Source organism: Glutamicibacter sp. AOP5-A2-18 (assembly GCF_052446055.1).
GTDB lineage: Bacteria > Actinomycetota > Actinomycetes > Actinomycetales > Micrococcaceae > Glutamicibacter.
Map to the genome: position 1 here is coordinate 1,245,852 of NZ_JBQSVW010000001.1, position 26,334 is coordinate 1,272,185.

General features: G+C 56.6%; 24 protein-coding genes and 1 tRNA gene. 21 read left to right on the plus strand and 4 right to left on the minus strand.

Annotation, left to right across the window (positions count from 1 at the left end; all coding sequences use genetic code 11):
- The 3 genes from ACT3RW_RS05970 to ACT3RW_RS05980 all read right to left on the minus strand — a co-directional run bounded on the left by ACT3RW_RS05970 (window position 1) and on the right by ACT3RW_RS05980 (window position 2,173).
- Window positions 1-1,188 (minus strand): MFS transporter, encoded by a 1,188-nt coding sequence (locus ACT3RW_RS05970; RefSeq protein WP_444613136.1) that lies wholly within the window; start codon window positions 1,186-1,188, stop codon window positions 1-3.
- Window positions 1,189-1,254: 66 nt separating this feature from the next.
- Entirely contained in the window at window positions 1,255-1,977 is a 723-nt protein-coding gene (locus tag ACT3RW_RS05975) for a VIT1/CCC1 transporter family protein (RefSeq protein ID WP_131087853.1), read from the minus strand.
- A gap of 120 nt (window positions 1,978-2,097) precedes the next feature.
- A tRNA-Arg gene (locus ACT3RW_RS05980) sits at window positions 2,098-2,173 on the minus strand.
- 166 nt (window positions 2,174-2,339) lie between these two features.
- Between ACT3RW_RS05980 and argS the strand changes: the two genes are divergently transcribed.
- From argS to ACT3RW_RS06085, 21 genes are all read left to right on the plus strand, one after another.
- Window positions 2,340-3,983, plus strand: coding sequence for an arginine--tRNA ligase (argS, locus tag ACT3RW_RS05985; protein WP_444613137.1), 1,644 nt, complete (start codon window positions 2,340-2,342; stop codon window positions 3,981-3,983).
- 5 nt (window positions 3,984-3,988) lie between these two features.
- A complete protein-coding gene (gene lysA / locus ACT3RW_RS05990) occupies window positions 3,989-5,410 on the plus strand; it encodes a diaminopimelate decarboxylase (RefSeq protein WP_444613138.1) in 1,422 nt (473 codons plus the stop codon).
- Complete coding sequence (locus ACT3RW_RS05995; protein ID WP_131087856.1) at window positions 5,411-6,697, plus strand: homoserine dehydrogenase; 1,287 nt, start codon at window positions 5,411-5,413, stop codon at window positions 6,695-6,697.
- 1 nt (window position 6,698) lies between these two features.
- On the plus strand, window positions 6,699-7,799 hold the full coding sequence (thrC, locus tag ACT3RW_RS06000; RefSeq protein ID WP_131087857.1) for a threonine synthase: 1,101 nt from the start codon (window positions 6,699-6,701) through the stop codon (window positions 7,797-7,799).
- Window positions 7,800-7,928: 129 nt separating this feature from the next.
- Window positions 7,929-8,861, plus strand: coding sequence for a homoserine kinase (thrB, locus tag ACT3RW_RS06005; RefSeq protein WP_262198016.1), 933 nt, complete (start codon window positions 7,929-7,931; stop codon window positions 8,859-8,861).
- A gap of 336 nt (window positions 8,862-9,197) precedes the next feature.
- Window positions 9,198-11,513: a transcription termination factor Rho gene (rho, locus tag ACT3RW_RS06010; RefSeq protein WP_444613139.1), complete on the plus strand. Its 2,316-nt coding sequence runs from the start codon at window positions 9,198-9,200 to the stop codon at window positions 11,511-11,513.
- 167 nt (window positions 11,514-11,680) lie between these two features.
- Window positions 11,681-12,754, plus strand: coding sequence for a peptide chain release factor 1 (prfA, locus tag ACT3RW_RS06015; RefSeq protein WP_131087860.1), 1,074 nt, complete (start codon window positions 11,681-11,683; stop codon window positions 12,752-12,754).
- Window positions 12,755-12,762: 8 nt separating this feature from the next.
- Entirely contained in the window at window positions 12,763-13,653 is an 891-nt protein-coding gene (gene prmC, locus ACT3RW_RS06020; RefSeq protein WP_444613140.1) for a peptide chain release factor N(5)-glutamine methyltransferase, read from the plus strand.
- 12 nt (window positions 13,654-13,665) lie between these two features.
- Window positions 13,666-14,349, plus strand: coding sequence for an L-threonylcarbamoyladenylate synthase (locus ACT3RW_RS06025; RefSeq protein WP_444613141.1), 684 nt, complete (start codon window positions 13,666-13,668; stop codon window positions 14,347-14,349).
- Window positions 14,346-15,464, plus strand: coding sequence for an MraY family glycosyltransferase (locus ACT3RW_RS06030; RefSeq protein WP_444613142.1), 1,119 nt, complete (start codon window positions 14,346-14,348; stop codon window positions 15,462-15,464). The genes ACT3RW_RS06025 and ACT3RW_RS06030 overlap by 4 nt, the downstream gene beginning before the upstream one ends.
- 166 nt (window positions 15,465-15,630) lie before the next feature.
- A complete protein-coding gene (locus ACT3RW_RS06035; protein ID WP_444613143.1) occupies window positions 15,631-16,065 on the plus strand; it encodes a hypothetical protein in 435 nt (144 codons plus the stop codon).
- Window positions 16,066-16,351: 286 nt separating this feature from the next.
- Window positions 16,352-17,143, plus strand: coding sequence for a F0F1 ATP synthase subunit A (atpB, locus tag ACT3RW_RS06040; RefSeq protein WP_131087865.1), 792 nt, complete (start codon window positions 16,352-16,354; stop codon window positions 17,141-17,143).
- A gap of 105 nt (window positions 17,144-17,248) precedes the next feature.
- On the plus strand, window positions 17,249-17,455 hold the full coding sequence (locus ACT3RW_RS06045) for an ATP synthase subunit C (RefSeq protein ID WP_022876338.1): 207 nt from the start codon (window positions 17,249-17,251) through the stop codon (window positions 17,453-17,455).
- 80 nt (window positions 17,456-17,535) lie between these two features.
- Window positions 17,536-18,090: a F0F1 ATP synthase subunit B gene (locus tag ACT3RW_RS06050; protein WP_444613144.1), complete on the plus strand. Its 555-nt coding sequence runs from the start codon at window positions 17,536-17,538 to the stop codon at window positions 18,088-18,090.
- Window positions 18,090-18,902 (plus strand): F0F1 ATP synthase subunit delta, encoded by an 813-nt coding sequence (locus ACT3RW_RS06055; protein ID WP_131087867.1) that lies wholly within the window; start codon window positions 18,090-18,092, stop codon window positions 18,900-18,902. Before ACT3RW_RS06050 ends, ACT3RW_RS06055 begins: the two co-directional genes overlap by 1 nt.
- Before the next feature lie 123 nt (window positions 18,903-19,025).
- Entirely contained in the window at window positions 19,026-20,663 is a 1,638-nt protein-coding gene (gene atpA, locus ACT3RW_RS06060) for a F0F1 ATP synthase subunit alpha (protein WP_444613145.1), read from the plus strand.
- Between the two features lie 76 nt (window positions 20,664-20,739).
- On the plus strand, window positions 20,740-21,633 hold the full coding sequence (locus ACT3RW_RS06065; RefSeq protein ID WP_444613146.1) for a F0F1 ATP synthase subunit gamma: 894 nt from the start codon (window positions 20,740-20,742) through the stop codon (window positions 21,631-21,633).
- A gap of 36 nt (window positions 21,634-21,669) precedes the next feature.
- The gene (atpD, locus tag ACT3RW_RS06070; protein ID WP_131087870.1) at window positions 21,670-23,115 is read left to right on the plus strand and encodes a F0F1 ATP synthase subunit beta; all 1,446 of its coding nucleotides are present in this window, start codon (window positions 21,670-21,672) and stop codon (window positions 23,113-23,115) included.
- A gap of 2 nt (window positions 23,116-23,117) precedes the next feature.
- On the plus strand, window positions 23,118-23,387 hold the full coding sequence (locus tag ACT3RW_RS06075; RefSeq protein WP_131087871.1) for a F0F1 ATP synthase subunit epsilon: 270 nt from the start codon (window positions 23,118-23,120) through the stop codon (window positions 23,385-23,387).
- Between the two features lie 8 nt (window positions 23,388-23,395).
- Window positions 23,396-23,824, plus strand: coding sequence for a DUF2550 domain-containing protein (locus ACT3RW_RS06080; RefSeq protein WP_444613147.1), 429 nt, complete (start codon window positions 23,396-23,398; stop codon window positions 23,822-23,824).
- A gap of 251 nt (window positions 23,825-24,075) precedes the next feature.
- The gene (locus ACT3RW_RS06085) at window positions 24,076-25,056 is read left to right on the plus strand and encodes an NAD-dependent epimerase/dehydratase family protein (RefSeq protein ID WP_444613148.1); all 981 of its coding nucleotides are present in this window, start codon (window positions 24,076-24,078) and stop codon (window positions 25,054-25,056) included.
- 63 nt (window positions 25,057-25,119) lie between these two features.
- Here the strand turns inward: ACT3RW_RS06085 and nagA are convergent, their stop codons facing one another.
- Window positions 25,120-26,328, minus strand: coding sequence for an N-acetylglucosamine-6-phosphate deacetylase (gene nagA, locus ACT3RW_RS06090; protein WP_131087874.1), 1,209 nt, complete (start codon window positions 26,326-26,328; stop codon window positions 25,120-25,122).
- Between the last annotated feature and the right edge of the window lie 6 nt (window positions 26,329-26,334).

Below are 26,334 nucleotides of genomic sequence, written 5' to 3' on the forward strand. Positions count from 1 at the left end.
TTACTGAGGTACGTGTTCCATCTTTGTCAGTGCAAGCAGAGCGCAGAGCAAGAAGACTGCAGCTCCAACGACAAAGGGTAAAGCGATGGTGACCGTACCCAAGGCGCCACCAGCTGCTGCGCCGATAGCAAGACCGATCAGACCCAAAACCTTACTGGCTGAACTTACCCGTCCCATAAGGGCCTGCGGAACAAGTTTCTGACGCAACGAGGTTGAACAGATATTCCAGAGGACCGCATGCAAGACGTACAAGGCCAGCAATACCCCGGCTAAAACAGCGGATGTCGTGAAGGCGAGCCCGGCCAGACTTAGCGAGCCGAGTCCCAGGCTGAGAACGATTAATTTCTTGTAGCCACATCGTACTCGTAGCTTTGGTGCTATCACCGAGCTAATCAGCCCGCCCAAGGCGGAAAAGGCGAGGAGCAGACCGTAGCCGGTTGAATTCAGTCCTAGTTGCTCTTTGGCGAAAAGGACCAAAATTGAAAAGGGCAACATGTATCCGAAGCTGGCCAACCCACCTATGAGCGCCAGAGTGCCGACAACGCGGTGCTTGGATAACCAGCTGATCCCTTGGTGGGCTTCTGCCCAGACGCCCGTGCGCTCGCCGGAGTCCTTTGAAAGTACTCGGGTGCGTGGCAACGCTAATGCCAGTAATCCGGCGATGGCCCAGAGCGTACCCATGAAATAAAGGGGAATGACTGCCGCAAGAGCAAAGAGGAAACCACCCAGCGGTGGACCGACAAATTCATCGGTTACCAATTGTGTGGCCGCAATTTTGGAATTGGCCCGATCAAGATTCGTGGTTTTCACCAGCTGGGGGAGTATCGCTACTGCCGCCGTATCGGCAGTGCCTTCAAAGACAGCTACTACCGCCATGGCCAGGTACAAGACCAAGATATTCGGGAAGGAAAGGTTAAAACTGATGCCAAGTGCTAATAGTGCTAACCCACGCAGAATATTGGCGACGCTGAACAGATTGCGCCGATCAAGTCGATCGACCCACACGCCAATCGGGAGCGCGAATAGCAGTCGCACAACGGCGTAGGTCAAAGAAAGTCCAGCGACCAACCGTGGATCGGGGGTCAACGATGCGGCGATCAACGGCACGGCGACAAAAGCCAAGCCGTCGGCAAGGTTGGACAGCGAGGTGGCTGCCCAAAGCACACCGAAACCACGCTGCTTAGTCATGACTTCAGCCTATTGCCTTTGATGCAGAAAACCAGAGGAGAACGTAACCTCCGAGCTGGCACCGCTCTAAAAGATTCCGCTGGACCCAAGCAGGGTGCCGATGAAGAACGTCGCCGCCAAAGCGAGCGCACCACCAATCACCAAGCGAAGCGCCGCGACACGTTTGGAACTTCCACCGATGTAGGCGCCGAGTGTCCCGGTCAGCGCAAGAGAAATGAGCACCGCGGCGAAGGTTATCGGAATGCGCACCGAATCCGGCGGCAGCATGATGGCCAGCATGGGTAGGATCGCGCCGATAACAAAGGCAGCGGCAGAGGCATAAGCAGCATGCCAAGGATTGACGACTTCTTCTTCATCGATATTCAGCTCTGCCGACAAGTGTGCTGCTAACGCATCGTGTTCAGTGAGTTCATTGGCCACCTGCAGTGCAGTCTCTTGGCTCAGCCCTTTCGACTGGTAAATCCCAGCAAGCTCAATAAGCTCTGCTTGCGGATCATCGGCAAGTTCTTGGCGTTCTTTTTCAATGAGTGCGTGCTGTGAGTCGCGCTGACTACTGACCGATACGTATTCACCTAGCGCCATGGATATCGCGCCACCAATGACGGCAGCCATGCCGGCAGTAAAAATGGGTGCCGATTGGTTGGTGACACCCGCGACGCCTACTACCGTGGCCGCTACTGAAACAATGCCATCATTGGCGCCAAGCACGCCGGCGCGCAACCAGTTGAGACGTTCAGCAAAGTTTTTCTGATGCGGTTCGTTAGGGTGAGCACTCGTGGATTCGGTCATGAGCCAAGATAATCACTAAGCAAGACATAGACGCCAGTGACAAGTAAATCTTCGCCATAGTTATCGGCAACATTTAAACAAAAAAATTGCAGGTCTGGAATTCCAGATCCTGCAATTTGCTGGTGCCCCTGAAAGGAATCGAACCTTCGACCTTCTGCTCCGGAGGCAGACGCTCTATCCACTGAGCTACAGAGGCGGGTTGCTGAGCAACAGAAAAAATACTATCAGGTGGTACGCTGATCTGCGCAATTGGAGAAAGCACTCAAGAATGTGGTGCAAAAGTCACCGGGACTGCTCAGTCTCACAGTCCGGGGGAGTCATGAATGCTCATTATTTAGGGCAATTACCGGTATTCTTGAACGGTGACTCCTGAAGAACTCTCCGCAGCAATATCCGCATGCCTCACCGAAGCCGTAGCCGCTGGTGATATCTCCGTTGAGGTGCCAGAGACCGTACGTGTTGACCGTCCAAAGAGCCGTGAGCACGGTGACTGGGCAACCAACATCGCGCTGCAGCTGGGCAAAAAAGCCGGAATGGCACCCCGCGACTTCGCGCAGCTCCTTGCCCGACGACTCGCAGAGGTTCCAGGAGTCGACGCAGTCGACATCGCTGGTCCAGGCTTCCTCAACATCACCCTAGAAGCCGGCGCAGCCGGTGAGCTAGCCCGCAGCATCGTTGATGCCGGCGCTGCCTACGGTCACAACCAAGCCCTGGCCGGCCACGTGGTCAACATGGAGTTCGTTTCGGCGAACCCAACCGGACCGCTGCACATTGGCCACACCCGTTGGGCTGCACTGGGCGATGCCATCTCGCGCGTCCTTCGTGCCTCGGGCGCAACGGTTACCACTGAGTACTACATCAACGACGCCGGCAACCAGATGAACGTCTTTGCCCGCTCCGTATACAACCGCATCCACGGCCTGCCCGTACCTGAGGGCGGCTACCCAGGTGAATACATCAAGGAACTCGGCGACGTAGTACTCGCGGAGAACCCTGAGCTTGGCAAGCTGGAAGAAGCAGAAGCCATTCCTGCCCTGCGCGAAGCTTCGTACAAAGCGCAGTTGGTTGATATCAAGGCGACCCTTGCTGACTTCGGTGTCACCTTCGACGTGTTCTTCTCAGAGACCGCTTTGCATGAGGGCGGTGCTGTGGCTGACGCCGTGGCTCGCCTACGCGAACAGGGTCATATCTTTGATCAGGAAGGCGCAGTCTGGCTACGCACCACCGATTTTGGTGACGACAAGGATCGTGTGCTGATCCGTGCCAACGGCGAACCAACCTACTTTGCTGCCGACGCCGCGTACTACCTGTCCAAGAAGGACCGCGGCTTCGAAGAAAAGATCTACCTGCTCGGTGCCGACCACCACGGTTACGTTAATCGACTGAAGGCCATCGCTGCCTGCGCAGGAGATGACAAGGAAAAGAACATCGAGGTGTTGATCGGTCAGCTGATCAGCGTCAACGGTGCCAAGCTGTCCAAACGTGCTGGCAACATCATTGAGCTGCGCGATCTGATCAACTGGATCGGTGCTGACGCACTGCGTTACTCGCTGGCTCGTTACCCAGCCGATTCTCCAATTGCCTTGGATCCAGAGCAGCTGCGAAAGAACACCAACGACAACCCGGTCTTCTACGTTCAGTATGCTCACGCACGTTCGGCTGCCGCAGCCCGTAACGCTGTAGCCAAGGGCATTACCCGTGATGACTTTGACGCAACTCTGCTGACCGATCCGACCGAAAACGAACTGCTGGCCGTACTCGGACAGTTCCCATCGGTCGTGGCTGGTGCTGCAGAATTCCGCGAACCACACCGCATTGCCCGTTACCTGGAGCAGGTAGCCGGTGCATACCACTCGTGGTACGCCGCAACCCGTATTACCCCGGTTGGTGAAGACGAAGCGATCTCAGCAGTGCACAGCACCCGCCTGTGGCTGAACGACGCTGCCACCACCGTCTTGGCAAATGGATTGGAACTGCTGGGCGTTTCTGCCCCAGAGAGGATGTAACTGGTATGGCTGTATCGCCGCTAGCCCCGCAATGGCTGCAATTCCCCGAAAACATTAACGCACTACGCGAGATCGAATGGGCTTCAGGGGTTTCCCGCGAGGCTGACGGCGAACTGTCCGTCCAGGGCCTTCGGGTCAGTGCTCTCGCCGAAGAATTTGGCACGCCATTGTTTGTGCTTGACGAGAATGACTTCCGCGCCCGCGCCCGTGGGTTCAAGACCGCTTTTGATGAAGCGTTTAAGAACTTGTGCGGGGGAGTAGATGTTTACTACGCCGGCAAAGCTTTTGTCTGCACCGAGGTAGCCCGCTGGGTTACCGATGAGGGTCTGCGCCTAGATACCTGCTCCGGCGGAGAGCTGGCGGTAGCTAAGGCAGGTAACGTTCCGGCAGAGAATCTCTCGCTGCACGGGAACAACAAGTCCAAGGCCGAGATCACCCGTGGCCTTGAGATGGGTGTTGGCCGCATTGTTATCGACTCACTTGATGAGCTGGAACGTGTGATCTCCTTGGCTGATTCTTTGAGCCTGACCGCAGAAGTGATGCTGCGTATTACCCCTGGTGTTCACGCATCAACTCATGAAGCAATTGCCACCGCGCACGAGGACCAGAAGTTTGGCTTGTCCATTCTTCCCGATGCCACTGGCACCTCACCGGCTTTGCGTGCGGTAGCCCGCGCTATTGAAGCGAAGAATGTGAACCTCTTGGGCTTGCACGCTCACATTGGTTCACAAATCTTTGAAGCCGACGGTTTTGCCATGGTGGCTCGCACCATGCTGGGTCTGCTTGCAAAGGTTCGTGAACTTCACGGCGTTGAGCTGCCTGAACTGGACTTGGGTGGTGGCTACGGCATTGCCTACACCTCCGAGGATCACCCCTCCACCCCGGCGAAGCTTGCCGGCCAGATGGCCGAAGTTGTTTCGGCTACCTGCGCGCAATTGGATATGGCTTGCCCTCGCATCTCCATTGAGCCAGGCCGCGCCATTGTCGGTCCGACCACTTTCACCCTGTACGAGACCGGTGTGCTCAAAGATGTTCAGGTTGAAGACGAAGCCGGCACCCTGCACCCGCGCCGTTACATTGCCGTTGATGGTGGGATGAGCGATAACCCTCGCCCGGTGCTCTACGACGCGCAATACACCGCCGTTCTGGCCAGTCGTATGACGCAAAGCGACGCAATTATTTCTCGTGTAGTTGGGAAACATTGCGAGTCAGGTGACATAGTCGTGAAGGACGTTTACCTGCCCGACGACGTGGCGGCTGGCGACTTGCTCGCGATTCCGGCCACCGGCGCATACTGCTGGGCCCTGTCGAGCAACTACAACTACCTCACCCGCCCAGCGGTGGTAGCTGTACGCGATGGCCAAGCCCGTTTGATCGTACGCAGGGAAACCGAAGACGACTTGCTAGCCCGCGACATGGGAGTTTAATTGAGCGGCGAAAAGAACCTGAAGGTAGCCCTGCTGGGTTGCGGTACGGTCGGAGCCCAAGTGGCCCGAATCCTGCTGGAAGACGCGAATGAATTGGCATCCCGTTCGGGTGCTGGTCTGCAGCTGATCGGCATTGCCGTGCGGAACCTTGATACCAAGCGCGACGTGGACTTGCCCAAGGAGCTTTTCACCACGGATGCACTCGCGTTGATCGAAAAGGCCGATGTGGTCATCGAACTACTCGGTGGCTTGGACCCAGCCGGCCAGTACATCGCTGCCGCCCTGTCCAAGGGTGCCAGCGTAATCACCGGCAACAAGGCACTGATTGCGCTTAAGGGTGCAGATCTTAATGAAGTTGCTGCACAGTCCGGAGCGCAGTTGCGCTACGAGGCGGCAGTGGCCGGTGCCATCCCGATCCTTCGCCCGATCGCTGATTCGCTGGCTGGAGATCACATCACCAAGGTGATGGGTATCGTCAACGGCACCACCAACTTCATCTTGGACGCCATGGATACCACCGGTGCGGCTTTTGACGACGTATTGAAGCAGGCCCAAGATTTGGGTTACGCCGAAGCCGATCCAACTGCCGACGTCGGCGGACACGACGCTGCCGCGAAGGCTGCGATCTTGGCTTCATTGGCTTTCCACACCACTGTCTCTTCGGAACAGGTTTCTACCGAAGGTATCACCGAGGTCAGCGCAGAAGATGTAGCAGCAGCCGCCGAGGCCGGCTACGTCATCAAGCTTCTGGCTATCGCTGAGCAGAGTGAAGCGGGCATCTCGGTGCGCGTATACCCAGCATTGATTCGTCGTTCGCACCCACTAGCAACAGTGCACGGTGCCTTCAACGCCGTTTTTGTTGAAGCAGAAAACGCTGGCGACCTCATGTTCTACGGCGCCGGTGCCGGTGGCAACGCCACCGCCAGCGCCGTGATGGGCGACGTGGTCGCTGTGGCTCGACAGATCGCCGCCGGTGCACCACTGCCCAATGGTTCGATTCAGCGCAGCCCACGGATGCTCGACTTTGATGCGATCACCACCCGCTACTGGATTGGCCTGTCGGTTAAGGACCAGTCCGGTGTGCTCGCTTCCATTGCCACCGTTTTTGGTGAGCATGGGGTCTCGATTGAATCGATGAGCCAACAAGGTGACGCAGATTCTGGTGCGCAGTTGCGTATCCTCACCCACCAGGGCACCGAATCGGCCCTGGCCAGCACCGTTGAGGCCCTCGAAGCCTTGGACGCTGTGCATTCAGTTCTATCCGTTATGCGAGTTGAAGGAAACTAACGTGGCTCACCAGTGGCGCGGAGTAATCCGCGAATATGCCGACCGTTTACCAGTAGACGAAAACACCAAGGTCATCACCTTGGGCGAGGGTGGAACCCCGTTGGTTTACGCCCCGGCCCTTTCGGCACACACCGGCAACGATGTGTACCTCAAGGTTGAAGGCATGAACCCAACCGGCTCCTTCAAGGACCGCGGCATGACCATGGCAATGACCGCCGCGGTAGCCGCCGGTGCCAAGGCTGTGGTTTGCGCTTCGACTGGTAACACCTCGGCTTCAGCTGCCGCCTACGCAACTCAGGCTGGCCTGAAGTGTGCGGTGCTTGTTCCGGACGGCAAGATCTCCATGGGCAAGATGTCCCAGGCTATCGCTCACGGTGCTGACATCATTCAGATTGATGGCAACTTTGATAACTGCCTTGAGGTTGCTCGCAAGCTGAGCGAAAACTACCCAGTCTTCTTGGTGAACTCCGTGAACCCTGCCCGTATTCAGGGTCAGAAGACCGGCGCCTTTGAAGTGGTTGACTTCTTGGGTGACGCACCGGATTACCACATGCTGCCAGTTGGCAACGCCGGTAACATCACCGCGTACTGGAAGGGCTACAAGGAGTACTCCTCCGAGTGGACCAATGAAGCCGGCAAGGTTTTGGAACCAGTGTCCACCAAAACTCCAATCATGTGGGGCTTCCAGGCTGAAGGCGCGGCGCCAATCGTTGCAGGTCACCCAATCACCGAACCAGACACCATCGCTACCGCTATCCGCATTGGTAACCCAGCATCATGGGAACAGGCTGAAGCAGCGCGTGACGAGTCCGGCGGACAGATCGATTCGGTTTCTGACGAGCAGATCCTAGAGGCGCACCGTTGGCTTTCGAGCCGCGAAGGCGTTTTTGTGGAGCCTGCTTCGGCTGCCGGTGTTGCCGGTCTGCTGAAGCACCACGCTGCTGGCAATGTGCCAACCGGCAAGAAGATTGTTATCACCGTCACCGGCCACGGACTCAAGGACCCAGACTGGGCCTTGAAGCAGGCCGATGGTTCAGCAGTCACCCCAAAGAAGGTCGGCTTCGACGTTGTCGAGGTAGCCGGCGCACTGGGCCTGGCCTAGAACCTCTGCCGGATTTCGCCGGCTGAATATGGCCCGTCGCGCCTTGGCAAGTTCCCGTAGGGGAGTTAGGTCAACCGTGACGGGCCATTGTCCATTTTTCACATTTCCTGTTCTGAAACTGAAGGAACTATGACGCAGCAGATCGCCTTGGGCCAGCACGTAATTGTTTGCCCACCAGCCACTTCCGCCAACCTTGGCCCAGGCTTCGATTCCCTCGGCTTGGCTTTGGAATACCGGGACCGGCTTGTGGTGCGCACTGCGTCGACGAGCTGCGTTGAGATCACCGGGGAAGGTGCCGAGGATCTTCCCAAAGATGAATCACATCTGATCATCAAGGAGATGCACCGCTACTGGAGCCGTGCCGGTTTTGAACCGGTTGGTGTTCACCTCGAGGCAGAGAACAATATTCCTCACGCACGCGGTATGGGTTCCTCCGCGGCAGCCATTGTTGCCGCGTACGCAGCAGCCGATGCGTTGCTGCCTGAAGAATCACGCGGTGGCACCGAAGCAATTTTCCAAGCCGCGGCAGCCTGGGAGGGGCATCCAGACAACGTAGCGCCGGCGGTCTACGGTGGCCTGAGCATTTCATCAACGCAACCAGACGGTAGCTTTGCTTCGGTTCAGGTGCCGTTGCAATCACAGCTGCGTGCTGTACTGGCCATTCCTTCCAACGGGCTATCAACCGAGGTAGCGCGTGGAGCACTACCAGCGCAGGTTGATCACAGTATTGCGGCCGCCAATAGCGCCAGTGCAGCCCTACTTATTCATGCTCTCAGCAACGATCCATCGGTCTTGCTGGCAGGCACCAAGGACTATCTGCACCAGGATTACCGTGCTGTAGCTATGCCCGAAAGTGCGTCCTTGATCGCTTCATTGCGTGAGGCAGGACTGGCCGCTGTGGTTTCCGGGGCAGGCCCAACGGTTTTGACCTTGGTCGCGGGCGAAGAGCAGGTGGCCCAAGTCTTGGCCAAGATTGAAGAGTTTTCTGCGGAATCTACAGTGTCGTGGCGTGCTGAAGTTCCTGCGCTGGCTAACAACGGTGTTACAGTAGAAGTGCTGTAACACTATGGCAGGCCGGATTGTTGGGTAGTTACCCGGTTCAAATCCCATTGGCCAGTGTTGATACGGAATGGTTCGGTTCTTGAACCCTACTTTCTCCGTCCAGTCGTTCCGGTTCTTCCTGCCGTCGCAGCAACTTTGATATCCCACATTCATGCACAGCCTCGTGCCGTCGAGATATCAGTCTCCTTATATATTCCACCGCAGTTTAGTGACCTGCTTTTTGGGCTCGCTCGGTGGAATGCGCACTAGCCATGAAATCTTCGGCTAAGGCAAAACATTAACGGCATAGTGGGCCTGCCTTGAAGCGGCCCATCCTACGAGTCAGAAGGAACTTTCGTGACCGAAACCACGAGCCTCAACGAAGGCGTGGACACCAAGACTTCCGAAAACAAGAGTGCCGGTCTGGCCTCTTTGAAGATGACCCAGCTTCAGCAGCTGGCTTCGCAGCTGGGAATTACCGGCGGATCGCGAATGCGCAAAGCTGACCTGGTAAAGGCTATCGGCGAGCATCAGCGTGGCGGATCTGTCGCCGCGAAGGAAGCAAAGGCAGCTAAGAGCGAAGCAGCACCAGCTGCCGAACAGCAGCCAACCGAAACCAAGGCGCGCTCGCGCCGTGCACCAAAAAACGCACCGGCAGCAGAAGCTGAAGTTGCACCACAGGCGCAGCCAGCTACCGAAGCAGCGAACGACTCGACCGCAGGACAGAAGCCTGCACGCACCCGTCGCCCATCGCGTCGAGTGACCGACTCGGGCAAGGCTCCAGTTGCGCAGGAGCAGACTGAAGCACCTGCACCTGCAGCAACAGTTGAAACTGAAGCCGCACCAGTTGAGCAGAAGGCACCACGCCAGCGCCGCAACTCGAGGGCCAAGGCTGAAGTCAACGCTGAACAGCCTGCAGCTCAGAACGCTGAGCCACAGACCGAAGCTACTGATAACAACGCTGAGCCACGCGAAGAGCGTCGCGAACGCAATAACAACCGTCGTGACCGCAACAACCGTCGTGAGCGTAACAACGACCGTGGCGAGCGCACTGAGCGTGGCGAGGCCAACGAGGCTGAGGCCAACGGCGAAGCACGCGAAGAGCGTCGTGAACGTGGCAACCGCCGCGAGCGCAACAACGATCGCAACAATGATCGTAACGAGCGCAACGAAGTCAGCGAGTCTGAGTCCAACGGCGAAGCACGCGAAGAACGTCGTGAACGTGGCAATCGCCGCGAGCGCAACAATGACCGCAACGAGCGCAATAACGATCGTGGCGAGCGCAATGAGCGCAACAACGACCGTAACGACCGTAACGATCGTAACGAGCGCAACGAAGCGTCAGAGAACGAATCCGATGAACGCAGCAACGATCGTAATGATCGCAGCAACCGTCGTGAGCGCAACAACGATCGTAATGATCGCAGCAACCGTCGCGAGCGCAACAATGACCGCAACGAGCGCAACAACGATCGCAACAACCGCAACCGTCGCAACCGTCGTGATGAAGACGAGCCACAGCTGAGCGAAGACGATGTTGTGTTGCCAATCGCCGGTATCTTGGACGTGCTGGAGAACTACGCATTTGTTCGCACCTCCGGCTACCTGCCAGGTCCAAACGACGTGTACGTCACCTTGGGCCAGGTCAAGAAGTACAACCTGCGCAAGGGTGACGCCATTGTTGGTGCGATCCGCCAGCCACGCGAGGGCGAGACCCCTAACCCACGCCAAAAGTTCAACGCACTGGTGCAGCTGACCAGCGTCAACGGCAAGAAGCCAGAAGATAACCGCGAACGTGTTGAGTTCAACAAGCTCGTTCCGCTGTACCCAACCGAGCGCCTGCGCCTGGAAACCGATCCAAAGCTGGTCGGCCCACGTGTTATCGATCTGGTTGCCCCGATCGGTAAGGGCCAGCGTGGCCTGATCGTATCGCCTCCAAAGGCCGGTAAGACCCTGATCCTTCAGGCGATCGCCAACGCGATCACCATCAACAACCCAGAAGTACACCTGATGATGGTGCTGGTTGATGAACGTCCCGAAGAAGTCACCGACATGCAGCGCACCGTCAAGGGCGAAGTTATTGCTTCGACCTTCGACCGCCCAGCTGATGACCACACCACCGTGGCTGAACTAGCCATCGAGCGCGCTAAGCGCCTGGTGGAAATGGGCATGGATGTTGTGGTTCTGCTTGACTCGATGACCCGACTGGGCCGTGCTTACAACCTGGCTGCTCCAGCCTCGGGCCGTATCCTCTCCGGTGGTGTCGACTCGGCTGCACTGTACCCACCAAAGCGTTTCTTCGGTGCTGCTCGCAACATCGAAAACGGTGGCTCGCTGACCATCCTTGCCACCGCACTGGTGGAGACCGGGTCCAAGATGGACGAGGTCATCTTCGAGGAATTCAAGGGCACCGGCAACATGGAGCTTCGCCTCTCACGCCAGCTGGCCGAGAAGCGCATCTTCCCAGCGGTGGACGTCAATGCATCCTCCACCCGCCGTGAAGAGCAGCTGATGAGTGCCGAAGAGGTACGCATCATGTGGCGTCTGCGTCGTATGCTTTCGGGCATCGATCCTCAGCAGGCTCTGGAAGTGCTGACCGGAAAGATTCGCGAAACCGAATCCAACGCTGAATTCTTGATGCTGGTCAACAAGACCACCCCAAACAAGGATTAGTTGCCCTACTCGCCATGGCGTCCAGCCAGTTTGCCCCACCCGGGCAGCTGGCTGGACGCCATCGGCGCGTAGTGACCGTTTAACCCACTAGAATTTAATCTCAGCAGCCCGCAGGCCCGAAAAGAGCCTGATTGTGCGGGCACCGCCGACAAGGAAAGCACATCACCATGTTCGAATCCGTCAAGACGCTACTAGAAGAGCATGCCCAGATTCAGGCGCAGCTCTCGGATCCGGCGGTGTACGCCGACCAGTCGCTGGCCCGCAAGCTCGGACGCCGCTCTGCCCAGCTCAACGGCATCGTTGAAGCCTACAACCGCTGGCACACCGCTACCGATGATTTGGAAGCTGCGCAGGAAATGGCGGATGAAGATCCAGAGTTCGCCGAGGAAGTCGAAACCATCAAGGCAGCCCTGCCGGAGCTGGAAGAAAAGCTTCGTCGCCTGCTGATCCCACGTGACCCTAACGATGCACGTGACGTGATCCTTGAAGTTAAGGGTGGTGAAGGTGGTGATGAGGCAGCACTGTTCGCAGCTGACCTCTTGCGCATGTACACCCGCTTTGCTGAGAACAAGGGCTGGAAGGTGGAGATGATCTCCTTCAACGAGTCTGACCTTGGCGGTTACAAAGATGCTCAGGTTGCTATCAAGGGCAAGTCCAATGACCCAGCTGAGGGTGTTTACGCACAGCTGAAGTTTGAAGGCGGTGTGCACCGTGTGCAGCGTGTTCCAGTGACCGAATCTCAGGGACGTATCCACACGTCGGCTGCCGGCGTGCTGATCCTGCCCGAGGTTGACGAGCCCGAAGAAGTCGACATTCACCCGAACGACCTGAAGGTGGACGTATACCGTTCCTCAGGTCCTGGTGGCCAGTCGGTGAATACCACCGACTCCGCGGTTCGCCTGACCCACATCCCGACCGGCATTGTGGTCGCCATGCAGAACGAAAAGTCGCAGATCCAGAACCGTGAAGCGGCCATGCGTGTGCTTCGTTCACGCTTGCTGGCTCACCAGCAGGAAATCATCGACGCCGAAAACTCGGCGGTTCGTGCAAGCCAGATCCGTACCATGGATCGTTCCGAGCGTATCCGTACGTACAACTACCCAGAAAACCGCATTGCTGATCACCGCACCGGTTACAAGGCGTACAACTTGGATGCCGTCATGAGTGGCGAACTGCAGCCAGTGATCGAATCATGCATCCAGATGGACGAAGAAGAGCGCTTGGCAGCGCTGGGCGAGTAAGTATCGTCTTGGAAGAACTGTCTGCCGTCCGCCACAAGGCGATCGCGGCATTGGCCGACGCCGGGGTGCCAAGCCCCGGCGTCGATGTCGACCTACTGCTCTGCCATGTCCTGGGCATTAGTCGTTCCGAACTCAAGCTTCGCGAGCTACGTGGGGATAGCTTTGAAGCTAGCCACCGCGAAGAGTTCACACAGCTAGTGGCTGCCCGGCGCACTCGCATCCCATTGCAACACCTCACCGGGGTGGCACATTTCCGCTACCTGGAGCTCAAAGTTGGCCCTGGTGTATTTACGCCGCGTCCAGAGACTGAAACGGTCGTGCAGTTGGGGCTGGATTTTGTGGTCCAACAGGCACTAGAAGCACCAAATTGCATTGATCTGTGCTCCGGCTCAGGAGCGATTGCTGCTGCATTGGCCAGTGAACTGCCCGGCTCCAAGGTCTGGGCGGTGGAGCTTTCCGATGATGCTATCCAGTACACCAAAGCTAATTGCCTGCCACATCAGGTTACCGTCCTGCATCAAGATGCCACCACGCTTCCTGAGGACTTGGAAGGCATCATGGATTTGGTAGTTTCAAATCCGCCGTATATTCCGCCTAACGCTATCCCGCGCGAGGCCGAAGTTCGAGACCATGATCCGGCCATGGCACTCTACGGTCTAGGCGATGATGGTCTGCAGATTCCGCGTGCCGTGGCAGGGCAGGCCATGAAGTTATTGCGTCCCGGTGGATATTTTGTGATGGAGCACGCTGAAGTGCAGCAAGACTCGGCGGCGACGATGCTCAAAGAAGCAGGGTTCACCCAAGTTTCCGGTCACGAAGACCTCACTGGACGAGCCCGCGCCACCTGTGGGTACGCACCACACCGCGAACCAGTACCACCTACTACGCACAGTGCATGAAAGAATGATCCCGTGAGCACAAGATTTTTGGTAAGCAACGAGCAAGAACACGCTGACGGCATCGCAGCAGCTAAAGCTGCCCTGGCCGATAAACGATGCATCGTTTTGCCTACGGACACCGTTTACGGGATTGGCGCTGACGCCTTCAGCGCTCAGGGAGTAGCCATGTTGTTGGCGGCCAAGGGCCGGAACCGCACCATGCCACCTCCAGTACTGATCGCGCAAAGCGCCACCATGGATGGGCTGGCTCGCGATATCCCAGATGCTGCCCGCAAACTTGCTGAGGCTTTTTGGCCTGGCGGACTGACCCTGATCCTCCAAGCGCAGCCCTCGCTGACCTGGGATCTGGGGGAGACCCGCGGAACTGTTGGATTGCGTGTTCCCAACGATGACACCGCCCTAGAACTTTTGCGCGAAACCGGACCATTGGCCGTATCTTCGGCTAACCGCACCGGCAAACCAGCAGCCTTGGATATTGAGTCCGCGATGGATCAGCTTGGTGAATCGGTAGACGTCTACCTCGATGGTGGTCCGCGCGGCGAAACCGGCGAAAACGTAGCAGCGTCAACAATTATCGATTGCACCGGTGAACAGCTCAAGGTTGTCCGTGCTGGAACGATTTCCATCGAGGAGTTGCGCGTTGTAGTTCCTGAAGTGCTCGACTTGGGACAGGATGCCCCGGGCCAGGACGCATGAGAATATACCTACTGCTTATCGCCTTTAGCTTCACCGCTTCCTACCTGCTGACTCCGATTGTTCGGTCAGTGGGACACAGGTTTACGAACAACCAGATGTTGCGTGACCGCGATCAGCATCAGGTACCCATCGTGAAGTTTGGCGGCGTGGCAATTATTGCCGCTTTTGCCATGGGGTTATGGCTGGCCAGTAATTTCCACTTCTTCAGGGGAGTCTTCAGCGGCTACGTACCTCAAGGTCTGAGTTACGCCTTAATTGTCATCCTGATTCTTGGACTGGCAGATGACATGTTTGATCTGCGCTGGTGGATCAAACTCTTAGGCCAGATCTTCGTCGGATTCATCATGGCCACTCACGGTGTGCTGATTCAGTCTCTGCCTGTGGGGTCGTGGCATATCAACGCACAATGGCTACAGATTGTACTGACAGTATTTTTGATTGTACTGACCATGAATGCCATCAACTTCTCCGATGGGCTTGACGGTCTAGCTGCCGGCCTCGCAGCCATTGGCGCTGCCACCTTCTTCATCTATTCCTATGTACTGGCCACACATGTCAGCGCGGATGATTACGCGAACGTTGGCGCCTTGTTGTGTGCACTGCTCCTGGGTGCTTGCCTCGGATTCTTGCCACATAATTTCAACCCCGCGAATATCTTCATGGGGGAGAGTGGCGTACTAGCCATCGGGTTGATCCTCTCGGTATCAGCAATTGCGGTCACCGGTGACGTGCGTGGGCTGGAAGCTCAACGGTTCAGAAACATCCCGGCGTACATGCCAGTGGTCTTGCCCATGGTTATTGTGTTCCTACCAGTACTAGACCTTGTACTCTCAGTACTGCGCCGGTTGGCTAACAAACGCTCACCCTTTTCTCCGGACTCCAAACACATCCATCACCGCATGTTGGCTCAGGGGCACTCAGTGCGCAGGGCAGTGATCTTGCTCTATATTTGGGCCGCCGTGATTGCTGTGTCCGTGGTCGCAATTGCCTTCATCCCAGTGGCCCTGGTGGTCCCTGTGGCCTTGGTACTCTTCCTTGCTGCGGCTATTGGTACATGGTGGCCATTGGTGTTGCGCAGAATCAATGCATTACTCAAACGATTGCGCAAGGCCTAACCCGGCCAATTGGCCAAGCAATTCGCGAGCAATGTCTTTCTATCTCGTGTAGAATTCAGTATGGATCTTCTTCCGGACGCTCTTTTGGGTGAGCGGAAGTTTCAAGTTTCATCAGCATCGTGGGTGCTTGATGGTTCCTCGGATTTGACGAAGAAAGGTTGCGGTCGTGGCTTCTAGTTCTGCCCGCATCAGTACTTCGTCAGCTCCGAAATCCATCTGGTTGCCGATTCTGGCTTTGTCACTGATATATTCGTTGATCGCAACAGCCGCATTTTTCCTGATTTCGTGGTTGGCCGCCGATCTTCGTTACGCACAGTCGGGCGCATTGGCGGCAGTGATTGTCATTAGCTTTTTTGCTATTGGCATCCTGATCGCCGAAGTAGCGGGACGAATTCGCCGCACGTGGGCTATGCCCGCGTTTTTGGGCGCATATGTCATCAAGGTTTTTGGTATCGCCTTCGTGTTGTTGAACCTGGGTTTGCCCGAGTGGGTAAACCGACAGGGATTCGTTCTTGCAGCAGCAATCTCACTCGTTGCCTGGCAGATTGGTGAAGTGCGAGCCTTCATGAAGGCTCGGCTAGCTATCTACAACGAGGACTAGAGAGTTCCCGAAGGCGATATGTCTCAGGGGATGCTGTGAGTTTGATAAGCTTACTACGGGTCATTTTTAGCTAAGCGCCCAAAAGCGTGAGGCTGAATAGTTAATGCTGTCGCAGGGAAACTTGCTGATGGCTCCTCATCAAGGTTGATGCCTCCGGCAACAGCTGCGATGAGATCCCGTTTGATCTTTTCTTCACACGGTGAGAGGCAGTTTCCGCCAGTCACCGCCTTTTGCCCGTGACCGTTACTGCAGAGAGGACAGCGCGTTGTTCGCGTTTGCGCTCCCAATGGCCTCCGAAGAAGGCGGCTTCATTCCGCCAACCGTGCACGATACCCACCTCCCGGAAATTTTCCCATGGGCGGCTGAGTACGGCACTGGTTTCGGCAAGCAGATGCTCATGATCGCTTTGTCGGTTGTGCTTATCTCTTGGTTCTTCACCATGGCCATCAAGAACCCGAAATTGGTTCCAGGCAAGATGCAGTACCTCGCTGAATCCGGCTACGCCTTTGTGCGTAACGGTATCGGCCGCGACATCATTGGCGAGAAAAACTTCCGCCCATGGATTCCGCTGCTGTTCGCGACTTTCTTCTTCGTACTGCTCAACAACCTCTTCGGTGCGATTCCGTTCCTGCAGCTTCCATCGTTCTCACACGCTGGTTCTGCATACGCAATGGCCATCATTATCTACGGCACCTGGATTGCTGTAGGTCTGAAGAACCACGGTATCCGTTACTTCAAGTTGGCAGTCACCCCACCAGGTGTCAGCCCAGTGATGCTGATCCTGCTGGTGCCTTTGGAAATCATTTCTAACTTCATTGTTCGCCCACTGACGCACTCGTTGCGTTTGATGGCGACGATGCTGGCAGGCCATATCATTGTGATGCTGGCAGCCTCAGGTGCTCGTTACTTGATTGTCGTCCAGGATCAGCTGGCACTGAATGGTGTTGGTGTTCTGGTAATCGTCGGTTACGTAGCAATGTACTTCCTTGAATTGTTGATCATGGTTCTGCAGGCGTTCGTCTTTACGCTGCTGACCGCGATCTACATCCAGGGTGCAATTGAAGCTGACGCCCACTAGGCCATTTCTTATTTACTAAATCCCAAAAGTTCTTCCTTGGATCCTTCAAGGAAAACCTCACAACCTACCGGCTAAGAAGCACGGTATCTTGAAAGGAAAAATCGCATGAGCGGCTCCCTGAACATGATCGGTTACGGTCTGGCAGCAATTGGTTCGGCTATCGGCGTGGGCTTGATCTTCGCTGCTTACATCAACGGCGTTGCACGTCAGCCTGAAGCACAGCGTATCCTGCAGCCAATCGCAATGCTTGGCTTCGCACTTGCCGAAGCACTGGCCATCCTTGGCCTGGTTTTCGCCTTCGTTATCAAGTAAGTCCTTCCCGGCTGTAGTGGCCTCGCCACTATCGCGAGGCATACACACAAGTGGAAACTATTAGATAAGGAATGGTGAGAATGAATAGCACTGACTTCATCCTCGCTGCGGAAGAATCGGTCAATCCGCTGCTGCCTAACCCGTGGGAAATTCTCGCCACAGGCGTTGGCTTCGCGGTGCTCCTGTTCATCGTCATCAAGGTGATTGCTCCGAAGTTCGAGCAGGCCTATGAAGATCGCGTTACCGCGATCGAAGGTGGTCTGGAGAAGGCCGAAGCAGCGCAGAAGGAAGCAGAGGAGACCTTGGCACAGTACAGGGCTCAGCTTCTGGAAGCACGCACTGAAGCGAACCGCATCCGCGAGGAAGCTCGCAGCGAAGGCGCTCAGATCCTTGAAGATCTGAAGACCAAAGCAACCGACGAGGCTACTCGCATCAGCGAGCAGGCTCAGCGTCAGATCCAGGCTGAGCGCGTTGCTGCTCAGTCGTCGCTTCGCAACGACGTGGGCACTTTGGCCACCGAGCTTGCAAGCAAGATTGTTGACGAAGCTCTGAAGGACGATGCCCGTGCACAGCACGTGGTTGATCAGTTCCTGAATGATCTGGAGACTCAGCAGAGCGCAGGTGCATCGAACTAATGGCAACTGTATCGAGCGAGTCATTGGCAAAGGCCTTGGAGTTCTTAGAACCCAAGTTGGCACTGGCATCTATTGAGCTGCCAAAGGAACTGTTCGCGGTCCTGGAAGTACTGGATGCAAATGCCGGTCTTCGCCGAGCATTGACTGATCCAGCCCGTGAAGATGCCGAAAAGGCAGGCCTTTTGGCTCAGCTGTTGCGTGGAAAGGTCTCGGCTACTGCTGAGGAAACCCTCGCTCAGTTGGCTTCAACCCGCTGGAGCTCGGAACGCGGCATTAGCGATGCGCTTGAAACGCTGGCAGTTACCGCGGTTACCGCAGTAGCTGAACAGCAGAACGGCGCTTCAGGGCTGAACAAGCTGGAGCAGGATCTGTTCTCCTTCATCGAGGTAGTGCGTGGCAATCACGAACTACAGCGTGCGTTGGATGATGCACAGGCCCCAGTTGAAGCTAAGCGCGCTCTTGCGCTGAAGCTTGTGCCTACCGCGTCGCAGACCTCGCAGGTTTTGATCGCTCAGGCTGTTTCAAACCCACGTGGTTTGAAGCCTGCAACGTTGGCAGAACGTTTTGTTGAGCTTGTGGCCAAGCGCCAGCAGCGTTGGATCGCTTCGGTGACCAGCTCTGTAGAGCTTTCGGAACTTCAGCGTTCACGTCTGCAGACCAGCCTGAACAAGCTATATGGTCGTCAGCTAAAGCTCAACTCCACTATTGATCCATCGTTGATCGGTGGAGTAGTAGTAAAGGTTGGCGACGAAGTAGTCGACGCTTCCGTGGCATCACGTGTGGCCCATTTGCGCCGCACACTGGTTGGCTAGAACTTTTGCCAGGTGGCTTACTCCTGGCAGAGGTTCCGGCTTTCCGGGACCAACACAGACTTCATTCACATCGATCCACCGCTTTTGAGGGTGGATCACAATTTAGGAGAGCAGGGACTGCAGATGGCCGATTTGACCATCAATGCCAACGACGTCCGCAATGCCCTAAACGAGTTCGCATCTTCCTACGAACCGGGTAAGGCAGAGCGCACCGAGGTGGGACGCGTCGTCGCCGCGAGCGACGGCATCGCCAAGGTGGAAGGTCTTCCTTCCGTCATGGCCAACGAGTTGCTGAAGTTCGAAGATGGCACCCTGGGCCTGGCCCAGAACCTCGATACCCGTGAAATCGGTGTCGTTGTGCTTGGTGACTTCACCGGCATCGAAGACGGCCAGAAGGTCGAGCGCACCGGCGAGATCCTTTCGGTTCCAGTCGGCGACGGTTTCCTGGGTCGCGTTGTTGACCCACTGGGCGAGCCAATGGATAACCTTGGCCCAATCGAGGCTGAAGGCCGCCGTGCACTGGAACTCCAGGCACCTGGCGTAACTCAGCGCAAGAGCGTTCACGAACCAATGCAGACCGGTCTGAAGGCTATCGACGCCATGATCCCGATCGGCCGTGGCCAGCGTCAGCTGATCATTGGTGACCGCCAGACAGGTAAGACCGCCATTGCGGTTGACACCATCTTGAACCAGCGTGATAACTGGGCAACCGGTGACGAGACCAAGCAGGTTCGTTGCATCTACGTGGCAATCGGCCAGAAGGCATCGACCATCGCTGCCGTACGCCAGACCCTCGAAGAGCAGGGTGCACTGGAATACACCACCATCGTGGCTTCCCCAGCATCTGACCCAGCAGGCTTCAAGTACCTCGCACCATACGCAGGCTCGGCCATTGGCCAGCACTGGATGTACGGTGGCAAGCACGTACTGATCGTCTTTGATGATCTGTCCAAGCAGGCTGAAGCTTACCGCGCCGTGTCGCTGTTGCTACGCCGTCCACCAGGACGCGAAGCATACCCAGGCGACGTCTTCTACCTACACTCCCGTCTGCTTGAGCGTTGTGCCAAGCTTTCTGACGAGCTCGGTGCAGGTTCGATGACTGGTCTTCCAATCATCGAAACCAAGGCAAACGACGTGGGCGCGTTCATCCCGACCAACGTTATCTCGATCACCGACGGTCAGATCTTCTTGCAGTCGGACCTGTTCAACGCCAACCAGCGTCCAGCTGTCGACGTGGGTATCTCGGTATCCCGCGTTGGTGGTTCGGCACAGGTCAAGGCCATGAAGAAGGTCTCCGGTACTTTGAAGCTTGAATTGGCTCAGTACCGCGACATGCAGGCATTCGCTATGTTCGCTTCGGATCTGGATGCCGCTTCCAAGCAGCAGCTGACCCGTGGTGCACGTCTGATGGAACTGCTCAAGCAGGGTCAGTACACCCCTTACGCTGTTGAGGATCAGGTCGTTTCGATCTGGGCCGGCACCAACGGCTACCTGGACGATGTTCCAGTTGAGGACGTACGCCGCTTCGAAGCTGAATTCATCGACTACCTGCGTCACCGCACTGACGTTCTGACCGTTATCGGCCAGACCGGCAAGCTGGAGAACGAGACCCTGGAAGCTATGAAGGCCGGCGTCGCCGACTTCAAGGCTGGCTTCTTCGGTGCAGGCAGCGACCAGCTGGTTGCCGCCGGCCACGAAGAGCATGACGCTCTGAACGCCGAGTCCGTTGACCAGGAAAAGATCGTCAAGCAGAAGCGCTGACAATCTTCTTGTGTTGAAGTTGCGGCGCCGGTAACGGCGCCGCAACAACAGCACAGGGGATAAGGAAAGGACACACATGGGAGCCCAGATTCGGGTCTACCGCCAGAAGATCGGATCGACCAAGTCGATGCGCAAGATCTTCAAGGCGATGGAACTGATCGCTGCATCCCGCATTGGTAAGGCACGTACGCGTGTCACGGCTTCACTGCCATACGCCAATGCGATTACCCGTGCAGTAACCGCCGTCTCGTCCCAGGCCGATGTCGAGCATCCACTGACCACCGAGCCGGCGCAGGTACGCCGCGCCGCGGTCTTGGTATTGACCTCGGACCGAGGACTTGCCGGGTCCTACTCCGCCAGCGTTCTGAAGCAGGCAGAGCACCTTGTCGAACTTCTTCGTGAAGAAGGCAAAGAAGTCAAGACCTACTTGGTCGGCCGTAAGGCTCAGGCTTACTTTGATTTCCGTTCACGTGAGTACGCACGAGTGTGGACCGGAGAAACTGATTCTCCGCGTTTCGAAACCGCACGCGAGCTGCGCGACGTTCTCCTAGAGGACTTCGACACCGATTATGAAGCGGGTGGCGTAGAAGAAATTCACGTCGTCTACACCCAGTTCAAGTCGATGGTCACGCAGGAACCGACGGTCATCCGTCTGTTGCCGTTGGAGGTTGTCGAGGATGAATCCGAGACCGCAACCGACGAGCTTTTGCCACTGTACGAGTTTGAGCCATCGGCGGAAGAAGTGCTTGACGCACTGCTTCCACGCTACATCGAATCTCGATTGTTCAATGCCCAGCTGCAGTCCGCAGCCTCCGAGCTTGCTGCACGTCAGCGCGCTATGAAGGCCGCAGGCGACAACGCAGGCGAACTAATCAAGAAGTACACACGATTGCTCAACAATGCCCGTCAGGCTGAAATCACCCAGGAGCTATCGGAAATTATCGCCGGCGCAGACGCGCTGAACGGCTAATTCCCCCTAGTTCCGACCAGACAAGAAGTGAGAAAGATGACTGCCCAACTCAACGAGCAGGTTACCGCAGGGGCCATCGGTCGCATCGCGCGTGTGACTGGCCCGGTCGTGGACGTCGAGTTCCCAGCCGACGCACTGCCTGCTATCTACAACGCACTGACCGCTGAGCTGACCCTCAACGGCGAAACCAAGAAGATCACCTTCGAAACCAGCCAGCACCTCGGTGAAGGTCTGATTCGTGCGGTATCGCTTCAGGCCACTGACGGCCTGGTACGCGGCACCTCCGTGACCGACACCGGCGCTGCTATCTCCGTCCCAGTAGGCGACGGCGTCAAGGGCCACATCTTCAACGTATTGGGCGAGGCCCTGGACGTTGATAACTCGGAGATTCAGGTCACCGAGCGTTGGCCAATCCACCGCCAGCCACCTAAGTTCCATGAACTTGAGGGCTCGACCGAAATGCTGGAAACCGGCATCAAGTCGATCGACCTTCTTACCCCATACATCAAGGGTGGAAAGATCGGCCTGTTCGGCGGCGCTGGCGTTGGCAAGACCGTTCTGATCCAGGAAATGATCACCCGTGTTGCACGTAACTTCGGTGGTACTTCGGTATTCGCCGGTGTTGGCGAGCGCACCCGTGAAGGTAACGACCTTTGGGTCGAAATGGATGAGGCTAACGTTCTGAAGGACACCGCCTTGGTGTTCGGTCAGATGGATGAGCCACCTGGAACTCGTTTGCGCGTGGCACTGTCGGCACTGACCATGGCGGAATACTTCCGCGATGTTCAGAACCAGGACGTGCTGCTGTTCATCGACAACATCTTCCGCTTCACCCAGGCCGGTTCCGAGGTGTCGACCCTGTTGGGCCGTATGCCTTCCGCCGTGGGTTACCAGCCGAACTTGGCCGATGAAATGGGTCTGCTTCAGGAACGCATCACCTCGACTAAGGGCCGCTCGATCACCTCGATGCAGGCTGTTTACGTCCCGGCCGATGACTACACTGACCCGGCTCCAGCAGCGACCTTCGCTCACTTGGATGCAACCACCGAGCTTTCGCGTGAAATCGCGTCGCGTGGTCTGTACCCAGCGATCGATCCGCTGACCTCGACCTCGCGAATCCTTGATCCTCAGTACATTGGCCAGGCTCACTACGATGTTGCCATCCGCGTGAAGGCTATTTTGCAGAAGAACAAGGAACTCCAGGACATCATCGCGATTCTTGGTATCGACGAACTGGGCGAAGAAGACAAGATTGTCGTTGCTCGCGCACGTCGTATCCAGCAGTTCCTCTCGCAGAACACCTACACCGCAAAGCAGTTCACCGGTGTTGAGGGTTCGACCGTGGCCATCAAGGACACCATCGAAGGCTTCAAGGCTATTTGCGATGGCGACTTGGACCACATTGCTGAGCAGGCGTTCTTCAACATTGGCGGTCTTGACGACGTCGAGCGCCAGTGGGCCGAAATCCAGAAGGCTAGCTAATTATGGCTGAGCTTCAGGTCGAAATCGTCGCGGCTGACCACTTTGTGTGGTCAGGCGCTGCGAAGCTGGTCAAGGCTCGCTCGGTTGACGGCGAGATCGGCGTTCTGCCCGGTCACGTTCCGATGCTGTCGGTGCTTGCCGCTGGGGATCTGGAAATCGATCCAGTTTCCGAGTCACGCTTCTCGGTTCAGGTTGATGGGGGATTCTTCTCCGTTGAATCGGACCGTGTAGTGATCGTCGCTGACAACGCTGTGCTTGGTACCGCAGCGTAGGCGATGAATTGTTTGAGATAACCGCACCAGTTCTGGTCGCTTTGCTGATCTTGATCGGCATCGCCATGTTCTTTGGAGCCATGGCTGTGCGCCGCATTCAATTGCGGCGCACGCTGGGCACCTTTGATGCCTCCATCTCTACGCCTCAGGGCAAATGGATGATGGTCATTGCCCGCTATGGCGGGGGACATGTAGATCTGTTGCGGTTTTTCTCTGTTTCGCCGGTACCGCGGTTCCAGCTGAACCGTCGAGGTTTGGAGATTACCGGGACCCGTAAGGCCACCGATGATGAATCTTCGCGTATTCCGCCAGGATTTATCATCGTGATGCTCACCCGAAACGGAGAGGAACTGCTGCTAGCCATGGATTACCGTGACTACACCGGTTTCTCGGCCTGGCTTGAAGCCGGACCGATTGCCGGAAGCTGGCAGATCTAGATCTTCATAAACCAAAGCCGTCGTTACCCAGTGGGTAACGACGGCTTTTGCGTATTTTAGACCAGGCTGGATTGTTCGTATGAGCAGGGTCTGACGCAAGTATTTAGGAGGGATGCCGCATCCTTGGGATTCTGCGGATCATCCGGGCCATTAAGTAGATCGCACCAGAAGGCTGACCGTAACGGCTTGCATCAACTGTGCCCTGTGCGAAAAGGCTAGGCGTGAAGCGCACGCGGTAGTTGACTGTAGCTATGAAACGAACCTTGATACTGGGAGGCACTGCCTGGCTTGGACGTGAGCTCGCAGGCCAGTTGGTGCAACGTGGTCATGAAGTGACCTGTTTGAGCCGGGGTAGCTCAGGTGAGGTGGTCGACTCCGAGCGATTTGTGCGTTCTGATCGAAGTCAACCCGGTGCTTATGACGAGGTGCGCAGTGAACACTTTGATGAAGTTATTGAGCTCTCCTTTGACCAGCGCTTTGTACAGGAGGCGTTGGCAGCACTTTCGCAGAACGCTGGACACTGGACCCTAGTCTCCTCGATTTCTGTCTATGCCAATGAACAGCAGCCCGGGGCGGATGAAGAAGCAGAAGTGCATGATCCGGTAGATCTGAGCGATTACGCTCACGCCAAAGTTGCTGCAGAACGTGTCAGCACGGCCATAGTAGGGGAGCGACTGCTCATTGCTCGTCCGGGATTGATTGCTGGACCTGCAGATCCCAGTGACCGCTTTTCTTATTGGATCTCTCGCTTGGCCTTGGCCGGTGACGGACAAGTATTAGTTCCGCGAACCAAGAACCGCTATGTGCAGGTAATTGACGTGAGAGATCTCGCCGCATGGATCATCGATGGCGCAAAGCGCTCATTGACCGGTACCTTCAACGTCGTCGGGAGCTCGTATAGCTTTGATGAATTCTTGCATCTGTCCTCAACGATTGCAGGATTCAGAGGTGAATTGGCCACCGCCGACGATGCATGGCTACGAGAACGCGAAGGCAATTACTGGGCTGGGCCTCGTTCGTTGCCCCTATGGATACCGGCAGAGGATCTTGGCTTCGCCCAGCGCAGCAATCAGCGGTATCTCGATGCCAATGGACTTGAGCGAGCACTTGAAGCTTTGCTCAGCGATGTCCTCGCCGATGAACGGGCTCGTGGCTTGAGAAGAACCAGACGTGCGGGGCTGAGCCGCAGCGAGGAAATGCAACTGCTCAGTGAGCTTGTCACTGGCGCGTGAGTAGCACAAAAGCCATCTCATTTCGTTTTGAGATGGCTTTTGATAACGGCGGTTGTGTATGCGCTAGAGATACTCACCCTTGCGGATGGTCTGAGTCAGCTGCAAATGCGAGTCAAGGATCAGCGCATCCGCTGCGAAGCCATAGTGTAGGGAACCGACCTCGTCGGCCAGACCGATCAGTGAGGCAGGAATGCTCGTAGCCGAGGTGACGGCCTGTACTAGTGGAACGCCTGCCTCAACGGTGCGCTGGACGATCTCAAGTAGGGTGCTGGTGCCACCTGCAAGTGAGTTATCACTGGCTAAGCGTGCTTCGCCACCACGAACGTTTACGTCCTGTGGGCCAAGGGTGTACGCACCATCTTCTAGGCCGGTGGCAGCCATGGAGTCGCTCACCAACAAGATATTGTTGGCACCAACCAGACGGTAGACCAAACGAACCGTATCGGGCGATAGGTGTACCCCATCGGCAATGAGTTCAACAAAGGCATTGTGGTTTGCAGCTTCTTCAAGGCATGCGGCTACCGGACCTGGCTCACGATGATGAAGCGAAGGCATTCCATTAAACAGGTGGGTGACCGTCGGTCGTTCGGTGAAACCGTCCACCCCGGCGCTACCAAGTTCCTCACTGGCGAAACGCAGTGAATCTGCAGCGACCTGCGCACTAGCGTCGGTGTGCCCAAGGGACGGAACAACACCGTGCGAAACGAGCTGCTCGATGAGCTCTTCGCTGCCTTCTAGCTCAGGAGCGTAGGTCATGGTGCGAAGCTGGCCACGGCTGGCGGCAACCAGTTGGGTGACAAACTCTGGGTCAGGATCCTGAAGGAAGTGCGGATCCTGGGCACCGCAACGTGCTTCAGAGAGGAACGGTCCTTCAGCGTGGATGCCCGCGATCTGTGCGTCCTCCGCAAATTCAGCCAAAACTTCGGCGGCCTCGATCATGGAATTTGGTTCTGCAGTGACGAGGGACGCCAGCAAGGTTGTGGTTCCTGCGCGGTGAAGGAATTGCACAGCCTGGGTGATATTCGAGTGATCTGGCGCTGAAAAATCTGTACCCAATGCGCCGTGACAATGCACATCAACAAGTCCTGGAATGATGATGGATCCAGCATCAAGCTCTCGGATCTCGTAGTCGGTTGAGTCAGAGAGGGCAGCGAAGTCATCTCTATTCCCAGCAAATCTGATGCGGTCACCATCAACGGCTAACACGCCGTCGGTCACCTCGAGCCCATCGGAAACTAAGGTGGCGAAAAGTGCGTAGCGCGTCGAAGTCATGCTCTC